Source organism: Pseudomonas sp. P7548 (assembly GCF_013386585.1).
Taxonomy (GTDB): Bacteria; Pseudomonadota; Gammaproteobacteria; order Pseudomonadales; family Pseudomonadaceae; genus Aquipseudomonas.
Map to the genome: position 1 here is coordinate 42,938 of NZ_JACARO010000008.1, position 17,260 is coordinate 60,197.

Consider the following 17,260-nt stretch of genomic DNA (forward strand, 5'->3'; position numbering starts at 1 on the left):
TCAGCCTACAGGTGTTCAAAAATAACTGACTGAGTGGTCAATTGGCAGTAGCCACTTAGTCACGAACGTCGTAAAAATACGCCAGCTGAAACGTTTAATCTAGAATTTATGGCAGATTACGCGCTAATTGAGCATCCTTGAAGAACCACTCGGCGCTTGAGCCCAGACGTTAGTCGTGTGCAGGAATCGGTTACGATTGGACAAAATGTCGGGGCAAGCTCTAAAAAACAAGGAAATCCCGGTTTGAAACTCAGTGATATCGCACGTCTGGCCGGTGTGTCCGTAACCACCGCCAGCTATGTCATCAATGGCAAGGCCGAACAGCAACGCATCAGCAACGCGACCGTCGAGCGCGTGCGAGCGGTGGTCGAAGCCCATGGCTTTACGCCCAACCCTCAGGCGGCCGGGCTGCGCAGCCGGCACACCCGCACTTTGGGCTTTATCCTGCCGGATCTGGAAAACCCCAGTTACGCACGGATCGCCAAGCTGCTGGAGCAAGGCGCCCGGGCCCGGGGTTATCAACTGCTGATCGCCAGCTCCGACGACGAGGCCGACAGCGAACGCCAATTGCTGCAACTGTTCCGCGCACGGCGCTGCGACGCACTGTTCGTGGCCAGTTGCCTGCCCGCCAGCGATGACAGCTACCGCGAGCTGCAAGCCAAGGGCCTGCCGGTAATCGCCATCGACCGGGTGATGGACACGGGCCAGTTCTGCTCAGTGGTCAGCGACGACCGCCAAGCCTGCCAGCAACTGACCAGCAGCCTGCTGCAACCGCTGCCCAAGCAGATCGTGCTGATCGGTGCGCACCCCGAGCTGAGCATCAGCCAGGAACGCGCCGCCGGTTTTCGCGAGGCACTGCGCGACTTCAAGGGCGAGGTGCTGATCGAACAGGGCGAAGCCTTCAGCCGCGACTGCGGCCGCCAGTTGATGGAACAACTCCTGCAGCGCCTGGGGCATTTGCCGGATGCTCTGGTGACCACTTCCTACGTGCTGCTGCAAGGTGTGTTCGACGCACTGCACGACTTCCCGCTGAAGTCGCGCCCGCTGCGCCTGGGTACCTTTGGTGATACGCAGTTATTGGATTTCCTGCCACTGCCGGTCAACGCCATGGCCCAGCAGCATCAACTGATCGCCGACACCGCCCTGCGCCTGGCCCTGGCCGCGATTGAAGAAGAACAGTATCAACCGGGCGTGCATGCCATCAGCCGTACCTTCAAGCAGCGTATTCACGAGGCGTGAACGTGGAGCTGATCGACACCCACACACACCTGGACTTCCCGGACTTCGACAACGATCGCCGGGAAGTCCTCGCCCATAGCCGCCAACTCGGGGTGCGGCGCATGGTGGTCCTGGGGGTGTATCAGCAGAATTGGCAACGCGTGTGGGACCTGGTGCAGGGCGATGACAACCTGTTCGCTGCCTTCGGCCTGCATCCGGTTTACCTCGATGAACATCGCCCAGCCGACCTGACGGAGCTGGGCGACTGGCTCACCCGCCTCCAGGGTCATCGGCAAGTGTGCGCGGTGGGCGAGATCGGTCTGGATTACTTTCTCGAACACCTGGACCGCGAGCGTCAACAAAGCCTGTTTGAAACCCAGCTGAAACTTGCAGTGGACTTGCAACTGCCGGCGCTGTTGCATGTACGCCGCAGCCACGCCGCCGTGATCGCCACACTCAAGCGTATGCGCGTGCCACGGGGCGGCATCATCCACGCGTTTGCCGGCAGCTACGAAGAAGCCCGTGAGTACATCAAGCTCGGTTTCAAGCTGGGCCTGGGCGGTGCCGCCACCTGGCCCCAGGCCCTGCGCATGCACAAGGTGCTCACGCAATTGCCTTTGGAAGCCGTGGTGCTGGAAACCGACTCGCCGGATATGGCACCCGCCATGTACCCCGGCCAGCGCAACAGCCCGCAACACCTGCCAGACATCTGCACCGCCCTGGCCGAGCGTATGGGTATCAGCCCTTCACGGCTGGCTGAGGCGAGCACACGCAATGCGTGCGAGCTGTTCAATTGGTAACCCGCCAACAGGGTTGGCAGCCTGCAGGTTCAGCGTGATCCGTTGCCGTTGATGGGCATAACGCAGTGCCAGGAAGTGAACCAGCACCACCGCCAGCGAAATATTCAGTTGCCCGACCACACTGAGCAGGCCCACCCACTCGGCGACCAGCGCCACGATCAGCACCATGCAGGTCAGTATCACCATGCTCGGGTGCACCAGGGCCCAGTGGTCCAGTGTCCTGAACTGACGCAATTGCTTGGGACAATTCAGTTGCAGGGTTCGCTGGCAGTACGGGCAATCAAAAGGTTCATGGATGGCAATGGCGTTCAATTGCCAAGACTTGAGTTCAAATGTGATGTCGCAATGGGCACAGTGCCCTTTGATGCCGATGGCAATGGTCACCGTGGTGCCCTCCCCTGATCCGTGACTAGCTGAAACAAATTCTCACCCATTCACTCGATCAAAAAATGGATGCAGGGGAAATCAAGACATACACCACGCTCCGCACCGATTATTCCTACCCAAAAGCCCTACACGCGAAACGCCCCGATCAATTGCTTCAACTCGACGACCTGCATCGATAGCTGACGGCTGGCCGCTTCGGTCTGATGCGCACCTTGGGCTGCGTGCTCACCCGCGCGATTGATTTCAACGATGTTCTGGTCAATGTCATGGGCGACTGCAGTCTGCTGCTCCACGGCGGCGGCAATCTGCTGGTTCTGGTCGACGATCATGCCTACCGCGCCAAGGATGTTTTCCAGGGCTTGCTGGACCTTTTCCGATTGCCCTACCGTACCGCTGGCCATCGTATGGCTGGTGCCCATGGCCTTGACCGCGGCCTCCACACCGCTGTGCAGGCGGCCGATCATCTGTTCGATTTCTTCGGTGGAGCGCTGGGTGCGCCGCGCGAGGGTACGCACTTCATCGGCCACCACTGCAAACCCGCGCCCCTGCTCGCCGGCACGTGCTGCCTCGATGGCGGCATTGAGCGCCAGCAGGTTGGTTTGCTCGGCAATGCTCTTGATCACTTCCAGCACACTGCTGATGGCCTGGCTGTCAGTGGCCAACTGGTTGATCACCTGCACTGACGCATCAATCTCCGACGCCAGGCGCGCGATGCTGCCCTGTTGGGACTGCACCAAGCCACGACCGCTGACGGTCTCATCGTTCACGCTATGGGCGCTGCTGACCGCCGCCGCCGCACTGCGCGCCACTTCCTGGGCGGTGGACGACATCTGGTTCATGGCCGTGGCCACGTGTTCGATCTGGGTACGCTGGCCTGAAACCGCCTGATTGCTCCGGGCCGAAACCGTCTCCACCTGACCGGCTTGCAGTTCGACCTGGCTGACGGTTTGCCCGACGCGCTCGATCAGGTCATGGATCTTGGCGACCGTACCGTTGAACACCTTGCCCAACTCCCCCAACTCATCGCGACTGTGCGCCACAAAGCTTACGGTCATATCCCCCGCCGCCACATTGTCCATCATCAACCCCAGGCGTCGCAGGGTGGTGCGGGTGGACGCGTAAAAGCCGGCATACAGATAGAAAATAAGGGAAAACACCGCTGCCAGGGCACACACCAGCACCACCATGTGCGTGCGGTTCTGCGCCAGGCGCTGTTCCAGTTGCTGCCGGAGGAATGCCAGGGTGGCGTCATCCAGCTGGTAGGTCTTGGCCATCAGTTGGCTGACGCTGTCATAAAACCCTGGCCACGGGGCATCGAGGGTTTCGGCCATCACCACCTGCTCTTCAAACAGTTCGCTGCCTTGCTTGAGGCTGGCCTGGCTGGCCTGCGCCAGTGAATCGAGCGCGCCATGGGCGGCTTTGCTGGCGCCCAGTGCATCCTGGAGCTTCAACACATATTCGCCTTGCAGCTTTTCCAGTTGCTGCAGCAGTTCGTCAAACCGCGTGCTGGAAGACGAGTTGATAAACCCCTGGCCCAGGGAATAAGCGCCCATTGCTCGCCCTTCGCCAAGGACCTGGGTCACTTGCGGGGTCACGCCGGTCACCAGGTCACTGAGCTGGCGCAGGTCGCTTTGCGAGTCACGGCTCAAGCCGGATTGGCTGGCGATGATCTGGCTGAACATCTGGGCTTTGTTGAGCAGTTTGCCGATCAGCGCGGTTTTGTTGAGCAGTGAGGTTTCCTGTTGCTGGGCCTTGAACGCGGCGATCAGCTCGTCGCGCTTGCTATCAAAGGCCGCGATTTGCTCGGCGTCGGTGGCCATGGCGCTGAGGCCTTGCAGGCGCGCGAGCACGCTGCTTTCCAGGGTACTGATCTGGCCCTCAAGATCACCCGCCTTGCCGGACTGGCCGAGGGTGGCGTTGATTTGCACTTGGTTGTTGAGGGTTTCCAGGTCACGCCGCAGGGTCAGGCTGCTGCCGAGCAAATCCAGGCTTTGCAGCTCGACACGGGTGCCCTGGAATTCCCGCCAGGAATCACGCACCAGGAAATAGTTGGTCGCCAGCATCGGCAGCAAGAACAATACGCTGATCAGAGTGAACTTCATGCCGAAGCTCAGGCGGTTCATCAGCGCGACGGCGGGATAGAGCAAGCTCTTCACAGGTGAACTCCCTTTCTTTTATTTTTATTGAGGCGCAGGGCGGCGGCAGATAGCCACCATTTTTGGCGCTCTGTCTGTATAGCTCAATTCGAAAGGGAGTTTTGTAACGTAAGGTTAACGGCAGGGAAGAAGGGCGCCTCCCTGCCGGAGGGTGTCAGGGCAATACGGTCCAGATGGCGAACCCGGCATACCACAGCACGGCGGCGCGCAGCAGCAGTTCCCACAGCCGATCCAGGCTGTTGATGCCATCGGCACCGACCACCGGTGGCGGAATTTCTGCCGCCACCAGGCCGACTTTCTCCACCAGTTGAGCGGCGCTGATGTCCCAGCTCAACAGCTCATGGAGCATCACCCGGCTGACCGCGACGAAGTTGCCCACCAGGGCAAAGCTCGCCGCCAGCAGGCGTACCGGCAACCAGTCGAACGCGTGGCGCAGTTGCCCGACGCGCTCGGCCACCAAAGGGTTCTGGCTGTGTTCGCTGGCCAGCGCCAGCAGGCGATAAGCCAGGGCCGCCACCGGCCCGAGCAGGAAGTACCAGAAAATCACCGCGAAGAAGCTCTGGTACGCCTGCCACAGCAGATGGCCCTGGACCCGTTCGAGCAGTTGCTCGCCGCTGTCGGCGGCAAGTTGCAGGTCACGCTCGGCCACGTGTTCGGCCGCCTGCAAGTCCCCCCGGCGCCAGGCATCACGAAAAGGCCCAAGCCCGGCCAGCAGGTCACCACGCCCCAGGCTGTAGATCACCACCAGCAGGTGCACCGGCAATGCCAACAGGCCATAGGCCACCGGCTCCAGCACCACCAGCAACAAGGCCAGCAAGGCCACCGGCAGCAACACCAGCAATGCCAGGATCAACCAGGGTTGTTTGCCCAGGCGCGGGCTCGCCTCAAGCCTGGTCAGCTCACGCAACCATCCGCCGTCACGCTGCAACCGCTGGCGCAAGGCCGAGAATTTCTCGATCCACACCGCCAGCACCAACACCAGGAAACTCATTGTGCGTGTCCTCCATCCTGCAGGGCGCTGCGAAAGCGCGTCCAATCAAAAGCGGGGCCGGGGTCTGTCTTGCGCCCCGGAGCAATGTCGCTGTGGCCGCATATACGCTGGCGGGTGATGCCTGGATAGGCCGCCAGCAACTGGCGCGTCAGGTCGATCAGCGACGCATACTGGGCATCGGTGAACGGCAGGTCATCGGTGCCTTCCAACTCGATCCCCAGGGAATAGTCATTACAGGTGTCCCGCCCTTCGAAGCTGGAAACCCCCGCATGCCAGGCGCGGTCCTGGCACGCCACAAACTGCGTGACGGCGCCGTCGCGTTCAATCAGAAAATGCGCAGAGACACGTAAGTGAGCGATCCCCTCATAGTAGGGATGCTCCGTGACATCCAGGCGATTCTGGAAGAACGCCTGGACCTTGCCCGTGGCGAACTGCGCCGGTGGCAAGCTGATGTTATGCACCACCAACAGAGAGATTTCGCCTGCGGGGCGCTCATTGAAGTTGGGCGAGGGGCAATGACGAATGCCCTGGCACCAACCGCTGGCGGGGTCCAACTGCATACGGGTTCCTTGATTGAGACGAGGTGTTACCAGTATGCCGCGTTCAGCCCTGCGGTTGCGATCACTTGCCGCGATTGAGTTGACGCAGGTTATCGATCACACACGCCAGCGCACGTTCGAACAACAACCCTTCGTCCAGGCTACGCAAAGTGCCAGCCTTGAGCGCCATGGCCAGTTGGCCCGCACTTTTCTCCAGCACCTTGAGCCCCATGCGGCTGACAAAAACATACGTATTGGCCGGCGCAACAATCGCCATCAGCTTGCAGCGCACCGTCAGCGCCTCGCTTTCCTGGAACTCGAACCAGCGGCCAACCTGCAATTGCCGGGCCTTGAGCAGGTCGGGATCATCACCGGGCAGGCTGTCGACGGCATCGGGCAAGCCGCTGTCGAGCACGAACGGCTCGCGCACCTCGATCAACACCTCGAGACCCTCACCGTCAGGCGCCTGCACATGCATGGCCTGCAGGCGCACGAAGAATTCACGGGTGCTGAACGGGTCGAACGCGGCGCTGGTCAACCCGTCCCGCAACGCCTTGAGCAACCCGGGCAGTTGCTCCAGCAGATGTCGACCGGCTTCGGTGTCTTTCTGCAGGCCCACGCTCCAGATCAGTTCGTCCATGGTGCGCAGCCCCGCTTGCCACTGCACCGACTGTTCGCCGTGCTTGAGGCTGGCCAACAACAGCACCTGGCTCCAGGCCTGCTGCAGAAATTGCACCACGGCCTGGGGCAGGGTCTTGCCCAGCAGGCGCCGATTAAGCACGTCGGCCACGCGCTGGCGGGCGGCATCCGTGCGCATGCGCCCCTCTTCGGCATCACGGGTGTGCTGTTCCAGCAGCTCACAGCGTCGACGCTCCTCGGCAGTGAACGCGCTGAACTCGGCGAGCAACTGGGAAAAAATCGCCGGGTCCTCGACGAACTCATTCAACAAACGCTGCACCACCTGCTCGATGCGCAGGTACAGGCTGTCGCGCAGGTAGTCATCGCTCGGGCTCCAGCCCATGGCGGCGCTGGCAATCTCGTTGAGCAGGCGCCGCGCCGGATGGCTGGCACGGCTGAACAGGCTCTTGTCCTGCACCGCGACTTTGAGCAGCGGCACCTGCAAACGCGCGATCAAGGCCTTGAAGGCGTCCGGCACGGCAGTGTCTTTGAGGATGAACTCAAACAACAGCGCGACCAGGTTGATCACGTCTTCATCAGCGTCCTCCACCACCCGGGACTTGCCACTCTTGACGCTGACCCGGGTCAGCAGTTGTTCAAGGTGGTTGCGCAGGTCGAAATCGTCTTCGACCTCGGGCTCTGGCACGTATTGCTGCAGGTGAGAGAGCAGGCGCAACAGGTCCCGCGAGGCGATGGGTTGCGGTTCGGCGCTGGCCTCGAGGGTAGGCGCCACACGGCCACGCACCACCACCAGCAAGGCTTGCAAGGCCGCGAAGGCTTGCTGGCCATTTTCATCGAGCGGCGGGTCGGCCATCGGCTGCCGATCTTCGTGCTGCCTCTCACGCTCGACACGCCCGCCTGGGCGACGAGACGGCACCGCCTTGAGCTGCGGCAGCACACCGGTGGCGACCAACAACTGATTGGCCTCGCCATACAATTGGTCGGCGTCGCTGAGCACGTATTTCTCAAACAGTTTGAGCATGATCAGCTTGACGCGGATCTCCACCCCCAGGCTGCGCCCCGCCCGCAGGAAGAACTCGCAGAGCAGCGCCGGGCCCAAGGGGTTTTCGCGGTCGTCCAGGTGCTTGCCCAGCACCGCACTCAAGCGTGCGGTCAGTTGCCCCAACGCCAAGCCATCGCGATGTCGCACGCGACCGAGCATCGCCTCCAGCGCCACGGCCTTTTCCAGTTCATCGCGGGACGTACCAGGCACTGCGTCATACGAGACCACCGGCACCAGGTGCAACTCGCCGCGCCCCGAGTGCCCTAGATGAGCGAAGGCAGAAAACAGGTGCTCCATGAACACGCGCTCGAAATTCTTGCGCTTGAGGCGCAAGTCGCGCATGGCTTCGAAAAAAATGTGATGGTCGGCATTACTGCGGGCCTTGTCGGCCATTTCGAACAGGGTGTCGTCGGCGTTATCGAACAGCTCCTGCAGGCCCTGCTGCAGTTGCTGCGCCGCTTTGTCACGCACCTGCAGCAACACCACCGGCAGGCGCGCGAGCGGCGATGGCGTGGCGTGTGCCTTATTGATAGGCACCACCTTTCCGTCATTGTGCATCCTGGCCTCCTGAAACGGCGGTATTGATGGGCAAATGTTCGGGTGCAGGCCGGGATGAGCGCTGCGAATACCCGGGAATCACCAAGACGTCAAAGCTATGACGCCAATTGCAAGGCGCGAGATTATCTTGCAAACGAGGCCCGTTGCGCCAGCGAACTCTGTCATTTGGTCGTAAATGAGCAGGTCGCTGGGTTCAAACGCACACTGCCCCTATAATCGAGGCACTTTGTTTGTGGAGCCTGTTATGCCGAATCTCCGTCTTGCCGACCTCACCGCCGAAATCGAAGCCAACGTGCGCCGTGCACTGCTGGAAGACATCGGCAGCGGCGACATCACTGCGCAGTTGATCCCGGCCGAACGGCTGGCCAAGGCCACGATCATCACCCGTGATGCGGCCGTGATCGCCGGTACAGCCTGGGTGGATGCGGTGTTCCGCCAACTGGACCCGCGTGTGGCGGTGCATTGGCAGGTAGCCGACGGTGAGCGTGTCAGCCCCAACCAGGTGCTGTTCCACCTCGAAGGCCCGGCGCGCTCGCTGCTCAGCGGTGAACGTTGCGCGCTGAATTTCCTGCAGTTGTTGTCGGGCGTGGCTACCCGTGCGCAGTACCTGGCAGATTTTGTCGCCAGCACCCAGGTCAAGCTGCTCGACACCCGCAAGACCCTGCCCGGCCTGCGCCTGGCGCAGAAGTACGCCGTGACCTGCGGCGGCTGTCATAACCATCGCATCGGGTTGTATGACGCGTTCCTGATCAAGGAAAACCATATCGCCGCAAGCGGTGGCATTGCCCAGGCCATCACGGCCGCGCACAAGATCGCCCCGGGCAAGCCGGTGGAAATCGAAGTGGAAAGCCTTGAGGAACTGCGCGAAGCACTGGCGGCGGGCGCCGATATCATCATGCTCGACGAACTGAGCCTGGACGACATGCGTGAGGCCGTGCGACTGAACGCCGGCAAGGCCAAGCTGGAAGCCAGCGGCGGGATCAACGAAACCACCCTGCTGCCCATCGCGCAAACCGGGGTGGACTACATTTCCATCGGGGCGATGACCAAGGATGTGAAGGCAGTGGACCTGTCGATGCGCCTCAGTATCTGACGCATTGTAGGCGCCGGCTTGCCGGCGATGAGGCCTGTAGGGTTAAAGGTGATCTTACGGGCCCTATCGCCGGCAAGCCGGCTCCTACAGAGTCTCAGACGACCAGGTCGTTCATCTCGCAATATTCTTCCCACTCGACACCCAGCACCTCGGCAGCCTCCTTGTGCAAGGCCAGCCGTGCAGCTTCGAACTCTTCCGGTGTGGAGGTGTACTTGAGGGTCAACTCCCAAGGCTGGTAGCCCTGGCTCTCTGCCTCGTCCTCGAATGCCCATTGGATCTGGTCGCGCTGATCATCCGCGCTCAGGTCTTTGATCTCTTCTTTAAGCTGCGGCGTGTCCTCAAGGTATTTCTTGAGGGCTTCTTCGTGCCGAACTTCCTGGGTCATTTCAGTCGTGGTCATGTTGTTCTCTTAGATCGAGGAATGGGGATGCATCTGGGTCATCAAGGTTGCGCAGATACAAAAGAACAGGCACGAATGCCGGCTCGTCTGGCCTTCAGAACCATTCTGGGATCATCTGAAAACGTTGCCTTTGAAGCAGTGTTGCCTTTTTGCCCGAGACAGGAATCGAACCTGCGACCTTCGCGTTACGAGTGCGCTGCTCTACCGGCTGAGCTACACGGGCGGTGGGCTAAAGCTAGCACCGCATTGGGCGTCCGGCAACTTACTGGCGCGGGAAGGCGATCACACCCTGGGCCCAGAAGCGCGGCTGCAGGTGATCGTGGCCGGCACGCAGGTAATCGGCCTGGTCTTCAATGGTGTGAGGCAGATCACGCGCAGCGATAAACAGCAGCAGACCAACGGCCAGCAGCGTGGCTATTTTCCACGCGTCACCCACCCACGGCAGCGCGGTACCCAGCGGGGTTCGCCATGCATGCAGCGCCATCAGCCAACCCACCACCAGCGCCAGCCATACCTGTGAGTTGGGCATCACGATGACGCCATCGACCATTGACTGCACCAACGCACCGATCAACGCCGCAAACAGGCACAAACGCAGCAAGTCTTCACCGGCCACAGACAATGCTCGCGCACGCACTACTCTGAACGTAGCCCAGCCCGCCCGCCACACCAGCGCTGCCACGCACAGGGCTGACAGCACGCCCCATTCACTGGCCCACTGCAGAACAGCCTGGTGCGGGTGGGCCGCGGTGTCATTGGTGATATCGGCAAAATGCATGGGCCCGAAGCCCAGCCAGGGCCGCTCGACAATCATCTGCCAGGCCTGCGACCAGATCGGGCCACGCCCCGACAGCGAAGTGGTCAGGCGATCGCCCGCACCACTGCCGACTTCAATCCCCAGATAGCCCGCCAAGCCCACGAACAACAGCCAATACAGCGCCAGGCCGCCACACAGTGCCGCCAATTGCCAGGCCACCCAACGTCGACCCCAAGCCCCCAGCACCGTCAACACCACAGCCGCCACTGCCAGGCCAAGCCAGGTACCGCGCGAGCCGCCGCTGATGGCGATCAACCACCAGACACACAGCAACGCAAACACCCCTGCTCGCAAGGCGCGGGCAACACCCGGTAGAAGCAATGGGAGCGCCAACAGCGGCAAGGTGAAGGTCTGGAACTGACCATAGAAACGTTTGTTGGAAAACCCCGACAGCAGATGATCAAGGTTCAGTACATCGTTGCCGCTGGTAAAGGCCAATGCCGCTGCGTACAGGTACTGGAACGACTTGACCAGGCATAGCAGCATGGCGATCAGGACCAAGGCGCGATCCATCCGCTCGCCACCATGACGACGGAGCAAGGCAAACGCGACGGCGATCGCCCCACCACCGATAAACAGCGCCACTTCGGTGAACGCCCACAACGGCTGGTGGGCCAGCGCCGAAGAAACCAGCCCCAACCCGACAATCGCCACCAGCCCATAGGCACTGGGCCGATCCAGCAACCGCTCGCTCGAACCGGCCGACACCCCATACAGCACCGCGCCCAAGCTCAGGACAATCTGCGTGGTACGTTGCAGGTCATGCCCACTGAACGGCAGGCAAATGCCCACCGCCAACAGGCACGCCACCGCTACCAGGAATACATTGCCTCGCTGCTGCATGGACAACGACATGGGCCACCTTTACTTCCGTGTTGAGAGGCTGGGCGATCAGGCACCGCAACCCTTGGTGACGTACTGCGCATCCGCCGTGGTTGCGCACGTCCAGCCCGTGGTGGCGCTGCGCGTCAGGGTGATGGTCTTGCCCAGCACAGGCGCTGGGGCGTCAAGTATCTCGCAACGGATGGAGCCTGCCCCCGTGGCGACATCCCCGGTCACATCGATCTTGCAGTTGGCTGTAGGGCTGGTGCCGCCAATCAAGGCCAGGGTCGGTACGGTGCCTTGATTGAGGGTGTCTTCATAGCCGGCCTTCAATGCGGAGATTTCTGCCAGCCCCGCCGTGAACTTGGCCTTGGCTTGGTGCTTGGTATACATGGGCAAGCCGATGGTGGCCAAGATGCCGATGATTGCCACGACGATCAATAACTCGATCAAGGTAAAGCCTTTCTGACGCATCACATTCACTCTCCAGGATAGAACTCATGACAAGGCGCGTCCTGCGCCTCGTGTTGTACAGCCGCGCCAGTGTACTCATCCGCAGGGGGTCAATCGCGCACAAGACGCACATTCTGACATTTTATCGTGCAACACCCGCCGGCCCGAATCCGTCATCTGACTAAGCTATAAATCTTCCACTCCCTCTGTGCGCAAACAAGACATGAACGACACTTCGACGATCTACGCCTGGGAAGGCATCAACCGCAAGGGGCGCAGGGTTTCCGGGCAAACCGCTGGCCACGATGTGGCGCTGGTCAAGGCACAACTGCGCCGCCAGGGCATCTGCCCCGAACGCGTGCGCAAGCGATCTCCCGGCATGCCCAACCTGGTTACACCGATCAAGCCCGCAGACATCGCCCTGTTCACCCGCCAACTGGCGACGCTGCTGAAGGCCGGCATTCCTCTTTTGCAAGCCTTCGACATCATCGGCGAGGGCTTCGAGAACCGGCAGGTGCGCGAACTGGTAAAGGGCCTGAAACACGCGATCGCGACCGGCAACAGCCTGGCGACAGCACTGCGCAAGCACCCGCGCCATTTCGATGAACTGTATTGCAACCTGGTGGCCGCCGGGGAGCTGGCGGGTGCTTTGGAAACGCTGCTGGAACGCATAGCCCTCCATCTGGAGAAAAGCCAACAGCTCAAGGCCCGCATCAAGAAAGCCATGACCTACCCCATCGCAGTGCTGGTGGTCGCCAGCGTGGTCAGTACAGTGCTGCTGATCCATGTGGTGCCGCAATTCCAGAGCCTGTTCGCGGGTGTCGACAGCCAGTTGCCCGGTTTTACCCTGCAGGTCATTGGCTTGTCCGAGTTCCTGCAACAGGCCTGGTGGGGCGTGGCGCTCGGCCTGGGCGTGGCGGTTGTCGGGCTGCGCCAGGCCTATCGGGTATCCCCGGGGTTTCGCTACAGGGTGGATGCCGGTTTGTTGAACACGCCCCTGGCAGGCACACTGCTGAAAAAATCCGCCGTCGCCCGTTACGCCCGCACGCTCTCCACGACTTTTGCAGCCGGCGTACCCCTGGTGCAAGCACTGGGCTCCGTGGCGGGCGCCGTGGGCAACGGCCCATTCAAACAGGCAATCGAACATATGCGTCACGACGTCTCCACCGGCATGCCATTGAATCAATCCATGGCCGCCAGCAACCTGTTCCCCGGCATGGCGATCCAGATGACCGCAATAGGTGAAGAGTCCGGCACCCTGGACCACATGCTGGAAAAGTTCGCCAGCCACTACGAGGCCGACGTGGAACACCTGGTCGATAACCTGACCAGCCTGATGGAGCCGTTGATCATGGTGCTGCTGGGCGGCATTGTCGGCGCGCTGGTCGTCGCCATGTACCTGCCCGTCTTCCAGCTTGGTGCGGCATTTTGAACCTGCTGCTGAGTGAACATCCGTGGGCGTTTACCGCGATGGCGCTGGTGCTTGGCCTGATCGTCGGCAGCTTCCTCAATGTGGTGGTGTGGCGCCTGCCGAAAATGCTCGAACGGGAATGGCGCATCCAGGCCCAGGAAGTGCTCGGGTTACCCGTTGACCCTATCGGCCCCACCTACAACCTGATGCGCCCCAACTCCTGCTGCCCGCACTGCAACCAACCGATTCGCCCCTGGGAAAACATCCCACTGCTCAGCTACCTGATGCTCAAGGGGCGCTGCGCCCATTGCCAAACGCCCATCAGTGCCCGCTACCCCTTCACCGAGCTGGCGTGCGGGCTGCTCTCGGCCATGGTTGCCTGGCATTTCGGCTTTGGCTGGCAAGCCTGTGGGGTGCTGCTGCTGAGCTGGGGCCTACTGGCAATGAGCCTGATCGACGTGGACCACCAACTGTTGCCGGATGTGCTGGTGCTGCCCCTGTTGTGGCTGGGGTTGGTCGTCAACAGCTTTGGCCTGTTGGTGGCATTACCCGATGCCGTGTGGGGCGCGGTGATCGGCTACATGAGCCTGTGGTCGGTGTTCTGGTTGTTCAAGCTGGTCACGGGCAAGGACGGTATGGGTCACGGCGATTTCAAGCTGCTCGCGCTGCTCGGCGCCTGGGGCGGCTGGCAGGTGCTGCCCATGACACTGCTGATGTCATCGCTGGTCGGGGTGTTTGTCGGGCTGCTGTTGCTGCGCCTGCGCAAGGCCCAGGCATCGACACCGATGCCGTTTGGTCCGTATCTGGCCATTGCCGGCTGGATTGCATTGCTCTGGGGTGGTCAAATAACCGACTTCTATTTGCAGTCTGTCGGTTTCAGATGACCACTTCTGTCGCAACACCCTGGATTCTTGGCCTCACAGGCGGCATAGGCAGTGGCAAAAGCGCCGCCGCCCAGCACTTCATTGACCTGGGCATTGACCTCGTCGACGCCGACCACGCTGCCCGCTGGGTCGTCGAACCCGGCCGACCGGCGTTGGCCAGCATCGCCGAACACTTTGGTGCGGGTGTGCTGCAACCTGACGGCCAGCTGGACCGCGCCGCGTTGCGCACACTGATCTTTGAAGTGCCCGAAGAACGCCGCTGGCTCGAAGCCCTGCTGCACCCACTGATTGGCGAAGAGATTCGCAGCCACCTGGCCCGCGCCCGCTCACCCTACGCGATCCTCGTGTCGCCGCTGCTGATCGAGTCGGGCCAGTACAGCATGACCCAGCGCATCCTGGTGATCGACGTGCCGCAATCGTTGCAGATTCAGCGTACCCTGCAGCGCGACGGTATCAGCGAGCAACAGGTGCAGGCGATCCTCAAGGCCCAGTCCAGCCGCGAAGACCGCCTGAACCATGCCGATGACGTGCTGGTCAATGACCGAGACCTCGCCTGGCTGCACAGCGAGGTCGAGCGACTGCATCACTTTTACCTTACTTTGCGTGGAGGCCGATCATGAGCCAACCCCTGACCGTCGACTGCCCAACCTGCGGCGCACCCGTGGAATGGAAAGCGACCAACCTCAACCGGCCGTTCTGCTCGGACCGTTGCAAACTCATCGACCTGGGCGCCTGGGCCGCCGAGGAACACAAGATTCCCGTAGCGCCGGATGCCGAAGACGAGCTGTTTTCCGAAGACCTGCCGCCTCGCCATTAAGGGCGCATAAAGGCGTATTCCTGCTGGTCGTCGAGATTTTCTGCAAGGTATTGCAGCTCGTCGGCCAGGTCTTCGAAACTGCGCACGCCCTTGCTCTGCTGCACCACCGCACTGAGCATGGCGCGCAGCGTCAGGCCCGGGTCAAAGCCGATTTCCTGCGCAGCATCCTGGCTTCTACGCAGCTCTTGCCGTGCCCATTCGTACACACTCATGATTCGTGCTCCCACCTTGCCCAGGAAAATTTCGCAGAGCATGGGCCTGCTCGGCTGCGCGGGATTTGATCCAGGTCAACGCTGCGAATCGTCATCCTTCCAGGGGGCCGAGAGATAGCGCGTGCGGTTGAAGGTCTCCAGCCATTCAGGGCAGAACACCACCAGGGCGCTGATCACCATGCCGTTGATAAAGGCTTCGGGGAAGATGATCAGCCAGAGGTAGCCGACGAAATCTTCCAGCCATTCCGGCATCGCGAAACGGCCGTCGAACCACAACAGGCCCAGCCCTATCAACAGACAGAGCAACGCCGACAAAGCAGCAGCAAAAAAGCCGGAGCAGAAGATGTACACGAAGGGGTTCCTGGGTTGCGCCCGCTCGACCAGCAGCGCACAGGTCTCGGTCACCAGTACGGGCAAGCCGATCAACAGCAGACCGTTGACCCCAACCGCCGCCAGATCCTGACGCCCCAACAGCACCAGGCCCATCTGGGCCGCAACACCGCCAACGATTGCCAGCGGCCAGTCGAGCAGCAACGTGACGGCGGTCATGCCAATAAAGTGGTAGGAAACGCCGGTGTCGAAATCCCGCCGCACCAGCCATAGCATGAACAACGCGAACACCGTGCCGAACAACAGGTGCTGACGCCGCCGGTCAGCGAACAACTCAAGCCACGACGAGCGCAGGACCGCCCACATCACCACGGGTGCGAACAACAACCACCCGACCGTGAGGGTCTCTGGCGCCAGCACCGCGGCACTGATCACGGTGCCACCTGCTCCAGCGCCTGACGCAGCTCAGCGGCAGAACCGTATTCACGCTGCGCAACCAACTTGCCCTTATCCAGTTGCAACCACAGCACTTTATCCACAGGCCCTGGGTAGCGCGGCGCGACACGCGCGTCGCGATCCAGCATCACCCGATAGCTGTAGGCCTGCATGGCCGGCACCGCGAACAACTTGGCGATCAGCCGGGGCATGCGCTGGATGTCAGCGACAAACACGGCCTGTCGCGCCTCCAGATACCCCTTGGGTTGGCCTTGCAACGCCGCGTCCACCCGCTTTGCGGCATCCATGCTGCGGGCGACCAACAGAATTTGCGCCTGATCATTCAAGCTGTAGGCCTGGTCGAATTGGTCCAGCAAGGTCCAGGGCGCAAGCCGCTCACCCACTTCAACGGCTTGGGCCCAAAGGGGCAGAAGACTCAAAAACAGCACAACAAAACACTTCACGACGCACTCCCCATACCTGGAAAACCTCTGCACGCCCAGTCTACACCGAGCTTTTGCAGCAGGACTTCCTGCGGTCATCATTTGGGCGCTAAGCTGCAAGCATGGATGACTCAGATTACCTGCGCCTGCTCACCGTAGCGGCCGAACAAGCCAATGCATTCTTGTCCAATGCCCGCAAATGGGAGCGTGAGCGTTGGGTCTGCCAGCGCCTGCTGCAAGGCTTGAATGTGCCCTACCGCGCTGAAGAATTTCATGCCGCCGGGCAAGAGCCGCCGGACGTGCTGTTTCGCGACGCCAGTTTCGAAGTGTTTTTCGTCTTGGATGAAGGCCGGCGCCTGAACGACGAATGGCGCGATGAGCTACTCAGGCGGCGCAGCGCTTTCTCCCTGAGCCAACTGGTGCGGCGCGAAGCCAAGCCGCGACGCATCCCCGCCCATGAATTTCTGCTGCGCCTGGCACCGACGCTGCGCAAAAAAGCCCATAACTATAAAGAACGCGGGATGGACCTGGGCGAGCTGGACCTGATCGCCTTCACCAGTCTCAAGCGTGAGGTGCTGGACCTCAACAGTCACTTTCCGCCGCCCACCGAGTACCTGCGCCAGGGTTGGCGCTCACTGTCGCTGGTGGGACCGACCTTTGCACGGGTACTGTTCGCCCACCCCGACGCACCGGATTTCTTGCGCAACAACCTGGGGCGCAGCATAGTATTCGACGTGGGCATCAGCCTGTGAGGCGGGCACCGGCTACGCTTGTGGCAATGCCGCCCATTCACAGACTGTAACGTGGCGCCCT

The 17,260-nt window shown here is 61.5% G+C and carries 19 protein-coding genes, 1 tRNA gene and 1 pseudogene; 8 read left to right on the forward strand and 13 right to left on the reverse strand.

Features of this window, described 5'->3' with window-relative positions; genetic code table 11:
- Positions 1-243: 243 nt before the first annotated feature.
- Both cra and HX803_RS03950 read left to right on the forward strand, forming a co-directional pair.
- Positions 244-1,239, forward strand: a complete 996-nt coding sequence (gene cra / locus HX803_RS03945; RefSeq protein ID WP_178919123.1) for a catabolite repressor/activator — start codon at positions 244-246, stop codon at positions 1,237-1,239.
- A gap of 2 nt (positions 1,240-1,241) precedes the next feature.
- Complete coding sequence (locus HX803_RS03950; RefSeq protein ID WP_178919125.1) at positions 1,242-2,018, forward strand: TatD family hydrolase; 777 nt, start codon at positions 1,242-1,244, stop codon at positions 2,016-2,018.
- On the opposite strand, the gene HX803_RS03955 is transcribed toward HX803_RS03950, so the two are convergent.
- From HX803_RS03955 to HX803_RS03975, 6 genes and pseudogenes are all read right to left on the reverse strand, one after another.
- Positions 1,965-2,402 (reverse strand): hypothetical protein, encoded by a 438-nt coding sequence (locus tag HX803_RS03955; protein ID WP_178919127.1) that lies wholly within the window; start codon positions 2,400-2,402, stop codon positions 1,965-1,967. The two genes, HX803_RS03950 and HX803_RS03955, sit on opposite strands and share 54 nt — an antisense overlap.
- A 128-nt stretch (positions 2,403-2,530) precedes the next feature.
- Positions 2,531-3,460: a methyl-accepting chemotaxis protein gene (locus tag HX803_RS33055; protein ID WP_372339891.1), complete on the reverse strand. Its 930-nt coding sequence runs from the start codon at positions 3,458-3,460 to the stop codon at positions 2,531-2,533.
- A pseudogene (locus HX803_RS33060) lies at positions 3,437-4,528 on the reverse strand (methyl-accepting chemotaxis protein); the annotation flags it as partial. The gene HX803_RS33055 and the pseudogene HX803_RS33060, both read right to left, overlap by 24 nt.
- A 187-nt stretch (positions 4,529-4,715) precedes the next feature.
- On the reverse strand, positions 4,716-5,552 hold the full coding sequence (gene ampE, locus HX803_RS03965; protein ID WP_178919131.1) for a regulatory signaling modulator protein AmpE: 837 nt from the start codon (positions 5,550-5,552) through the stop codon (positions 4,716-4,718).
- Positions 5,549-6,112 carry a 1,6-anhydro-N-acetylmuramyl-L-alanine amidase AmpD gene (gene ampD / locus HX803_RS03970; RefSeq protein ID WP_178919132.1) on the reverse strand — a complete coding sequence of 188 codons (564 nt, stop codon included), beginning with the start codon at positions 6,110-6,112 and terminating at the stop codon, positions 5,549-5,551. Before ampD ends, ampE begins: the two co-directional genes overlap by 4 nt.
- A gap of 61 nt (positions 6,113-6,173) precedes the next feature.
- Complete coding sequence (locus HX803_RS03975; RefSeq protein WP_178919134.1) at positions 6,174-8,330, reverse strand: DUF1631 domain-containing protein; 2,157 nt, start codon at positions 8,328-8,330, stop codon at positions 6,174-6,176.
- Between the two features lie 244 nt (positions 8,331-8,574).
- Between HX803_RS03975 and nadC the strand changes: the two genes are divergently transcribed.
- On the forward strand, positions 8,575-9,423 hold the full coding sequence (gene nadC / locus HX803_RS03980) for a carboxylating nicotinate-nucleotide diphosphorylase (RefSeq protein ID WP_178919136.1): 849 nt from the start codon (positions 8,575-8,577) through the stop codon (positions 9,421-9,423).
- Positions 9,424-9,517: 94 nt separating this feature from the next.
- Here nadC and HX803_RS03985 read toward each other — a convergent pair whose 3' ends face one another.
- From HX803_RS03985 to HX803_RS04000, 4 genes are all read right to left on the reverse strand, one after another.
- Entirely contained in the window at positions 9,518-9,823 is a 306-nt protein-coding gene (locus HX803_RS03985) for a DUF6388 family protein (RefSeq protein ID WP_178919138.1), read from the reverse strand.
- 150 nt (positions 9,824-9,973) lie between these two features.
- Positions 9,974-10,046 (reverse strand) — tRNA-Thr (locus tag HX803_RS03990).
- A gap of 39 nt (positions 10,047-10,085) precedes the next feature.
- Positions 10,086-11,495 carry an O-antigen ligase gene (locus HX803_RS03995; protein ID WP_178919139.1) on the reverse strand — a complete coding sequence of 470 codons (1,410 nt, stop codon included), beginning with the start codon at positions 11,493-11,495 and terminating at the stop codon, positions 10,086-10,088.
- A 36-nt stretch (positions 11,496-11,531) separates the two neighbouring features.
- Positions 11,532-11,936 carry a pilin gene (locus HX803_RS04000; protein ID WP_178919295.1) on the reverse strand — a complete coding sequence of 135 codons (405 nt, stop codon included), beginning with the start codon at positions 11,934-11,936 and terminating at the stop codon, positions 11,532-11,534.
- Between the two features lie 202 nt (positions 11,937-12,138).
- Between HX803_RS04000 and HX803_RS04005 the strand changes: the two genes are divergently transcribed.
- Genes HX803_RS04005 through yacG form a run of 4 tightly spaced genes read left to right on the forward strand, consistent with a single transcriptional unit; the run spans position 12,139 to position 15,027 of the window.
- Entirely contained in the window at positions 12,139-13,347 is a 1,209-nt protein-coding gene (locus tag HX803_RS04005) for a type II secretion system F family protein (RefSeq protein ID WP_178919141.1), read from the forward strand.
- Positions 13,344-14,210 (forward strand): A24 family peptidase, encoded by an 867-nt coding sequence (locus HX803_RS04010; protein WP_178919142.1) that lies wholly within the window; start codon positions 13,344-13,346, stop codon positions 14,208-14,210. The genes HX803_RS04005 and HX803_RS04010 overlap by 4 nt, the downstream gene beginning before the upstream one ends.
- Complete coding sequence (gene coaE / locus HX803_RS04015; protein ID WP_178919144.1) at positions 14,207-14,830, forward strand: dephospho-CoA kinase; 624 nt, start codon at positions 14,207-14,209, stop codon at positions 14,828-14,830. Before HX803_RS04010 ends, coaE begins: the two co-directional genes overlap by 4 nt.
- Entirely contained in the window at positions 14,827-15,027 is a 201-nt protein-coding gene (gene yacG / locus HX803_RS04020) for a DNA gyrase inhibitor YacG (protein ID WP_003188437.1), read from the forward strand. Before coaE ends, yacG begins: the two co-directional genes overlap by 4 nt.
- Here yacG and HX803_RS04025 read toward each other — a convergent pair.
- From HX803_RS04025 to HX803_RS04035, 3 genes are all read right to left on the reverse strand, one after another.
- Positions 15,024-15,239, reverse strand: a complete 216-nt coding sequence (locus HX803_RS04025) for a hypothetical protein (protein ID WP_003171680.1) — start codon at positions 15,237-15,239, stop codon at positions 15,024-15,026. The genes yacG and HX803_RS04025 overlap by 4 nt on opposite strands.
- A 75-nt stretch (positions 15,240-15,314) precedes the next feature.
- A complete protein-coding gene (locus tag HX803_RS04030) occupies positions 15,315-16,004 on the reverse strand; it encodes an energy-coupling factor ABC transporter permease (RefSeq protein WP_178919146.1) in 690 nt (229 codons plus the stop codon).
- On the reverse strand, positions 16,001-16,468 hold the full coding sequence (locus HX803_RS04035) for an FAD/FMN-containing dehydrogenase (protein ID WP_178919148.1): 468 nt from the start codon (positions 16,466-16,468) through the stop codon (positions 16,001-16,003). Before HX803_RS04035 ends, HX803_RS04030 begins: the two co-directional genes overlap by 4 nt.
- A 101-nt stretch (positions 16,469-16,569) precedes the next feature.
- Here HX803_RS04035 and HX803_RS04040 point away from each other — a divergent pair, with 101 nt between their 5' ends.
- Positions 16,570-17,199, forward strand: a complete 630-nt coding sequence (locus HX803_RS04040; RefSeq protein ID WP_083360208.1) for a DUF1780 domain-containing protein — start codon at positions 16,570-16,572, stop codon at positions 17,197-17,199.
- Positions 17,200-17,260 lie beyond the last annotated feature (61 nt).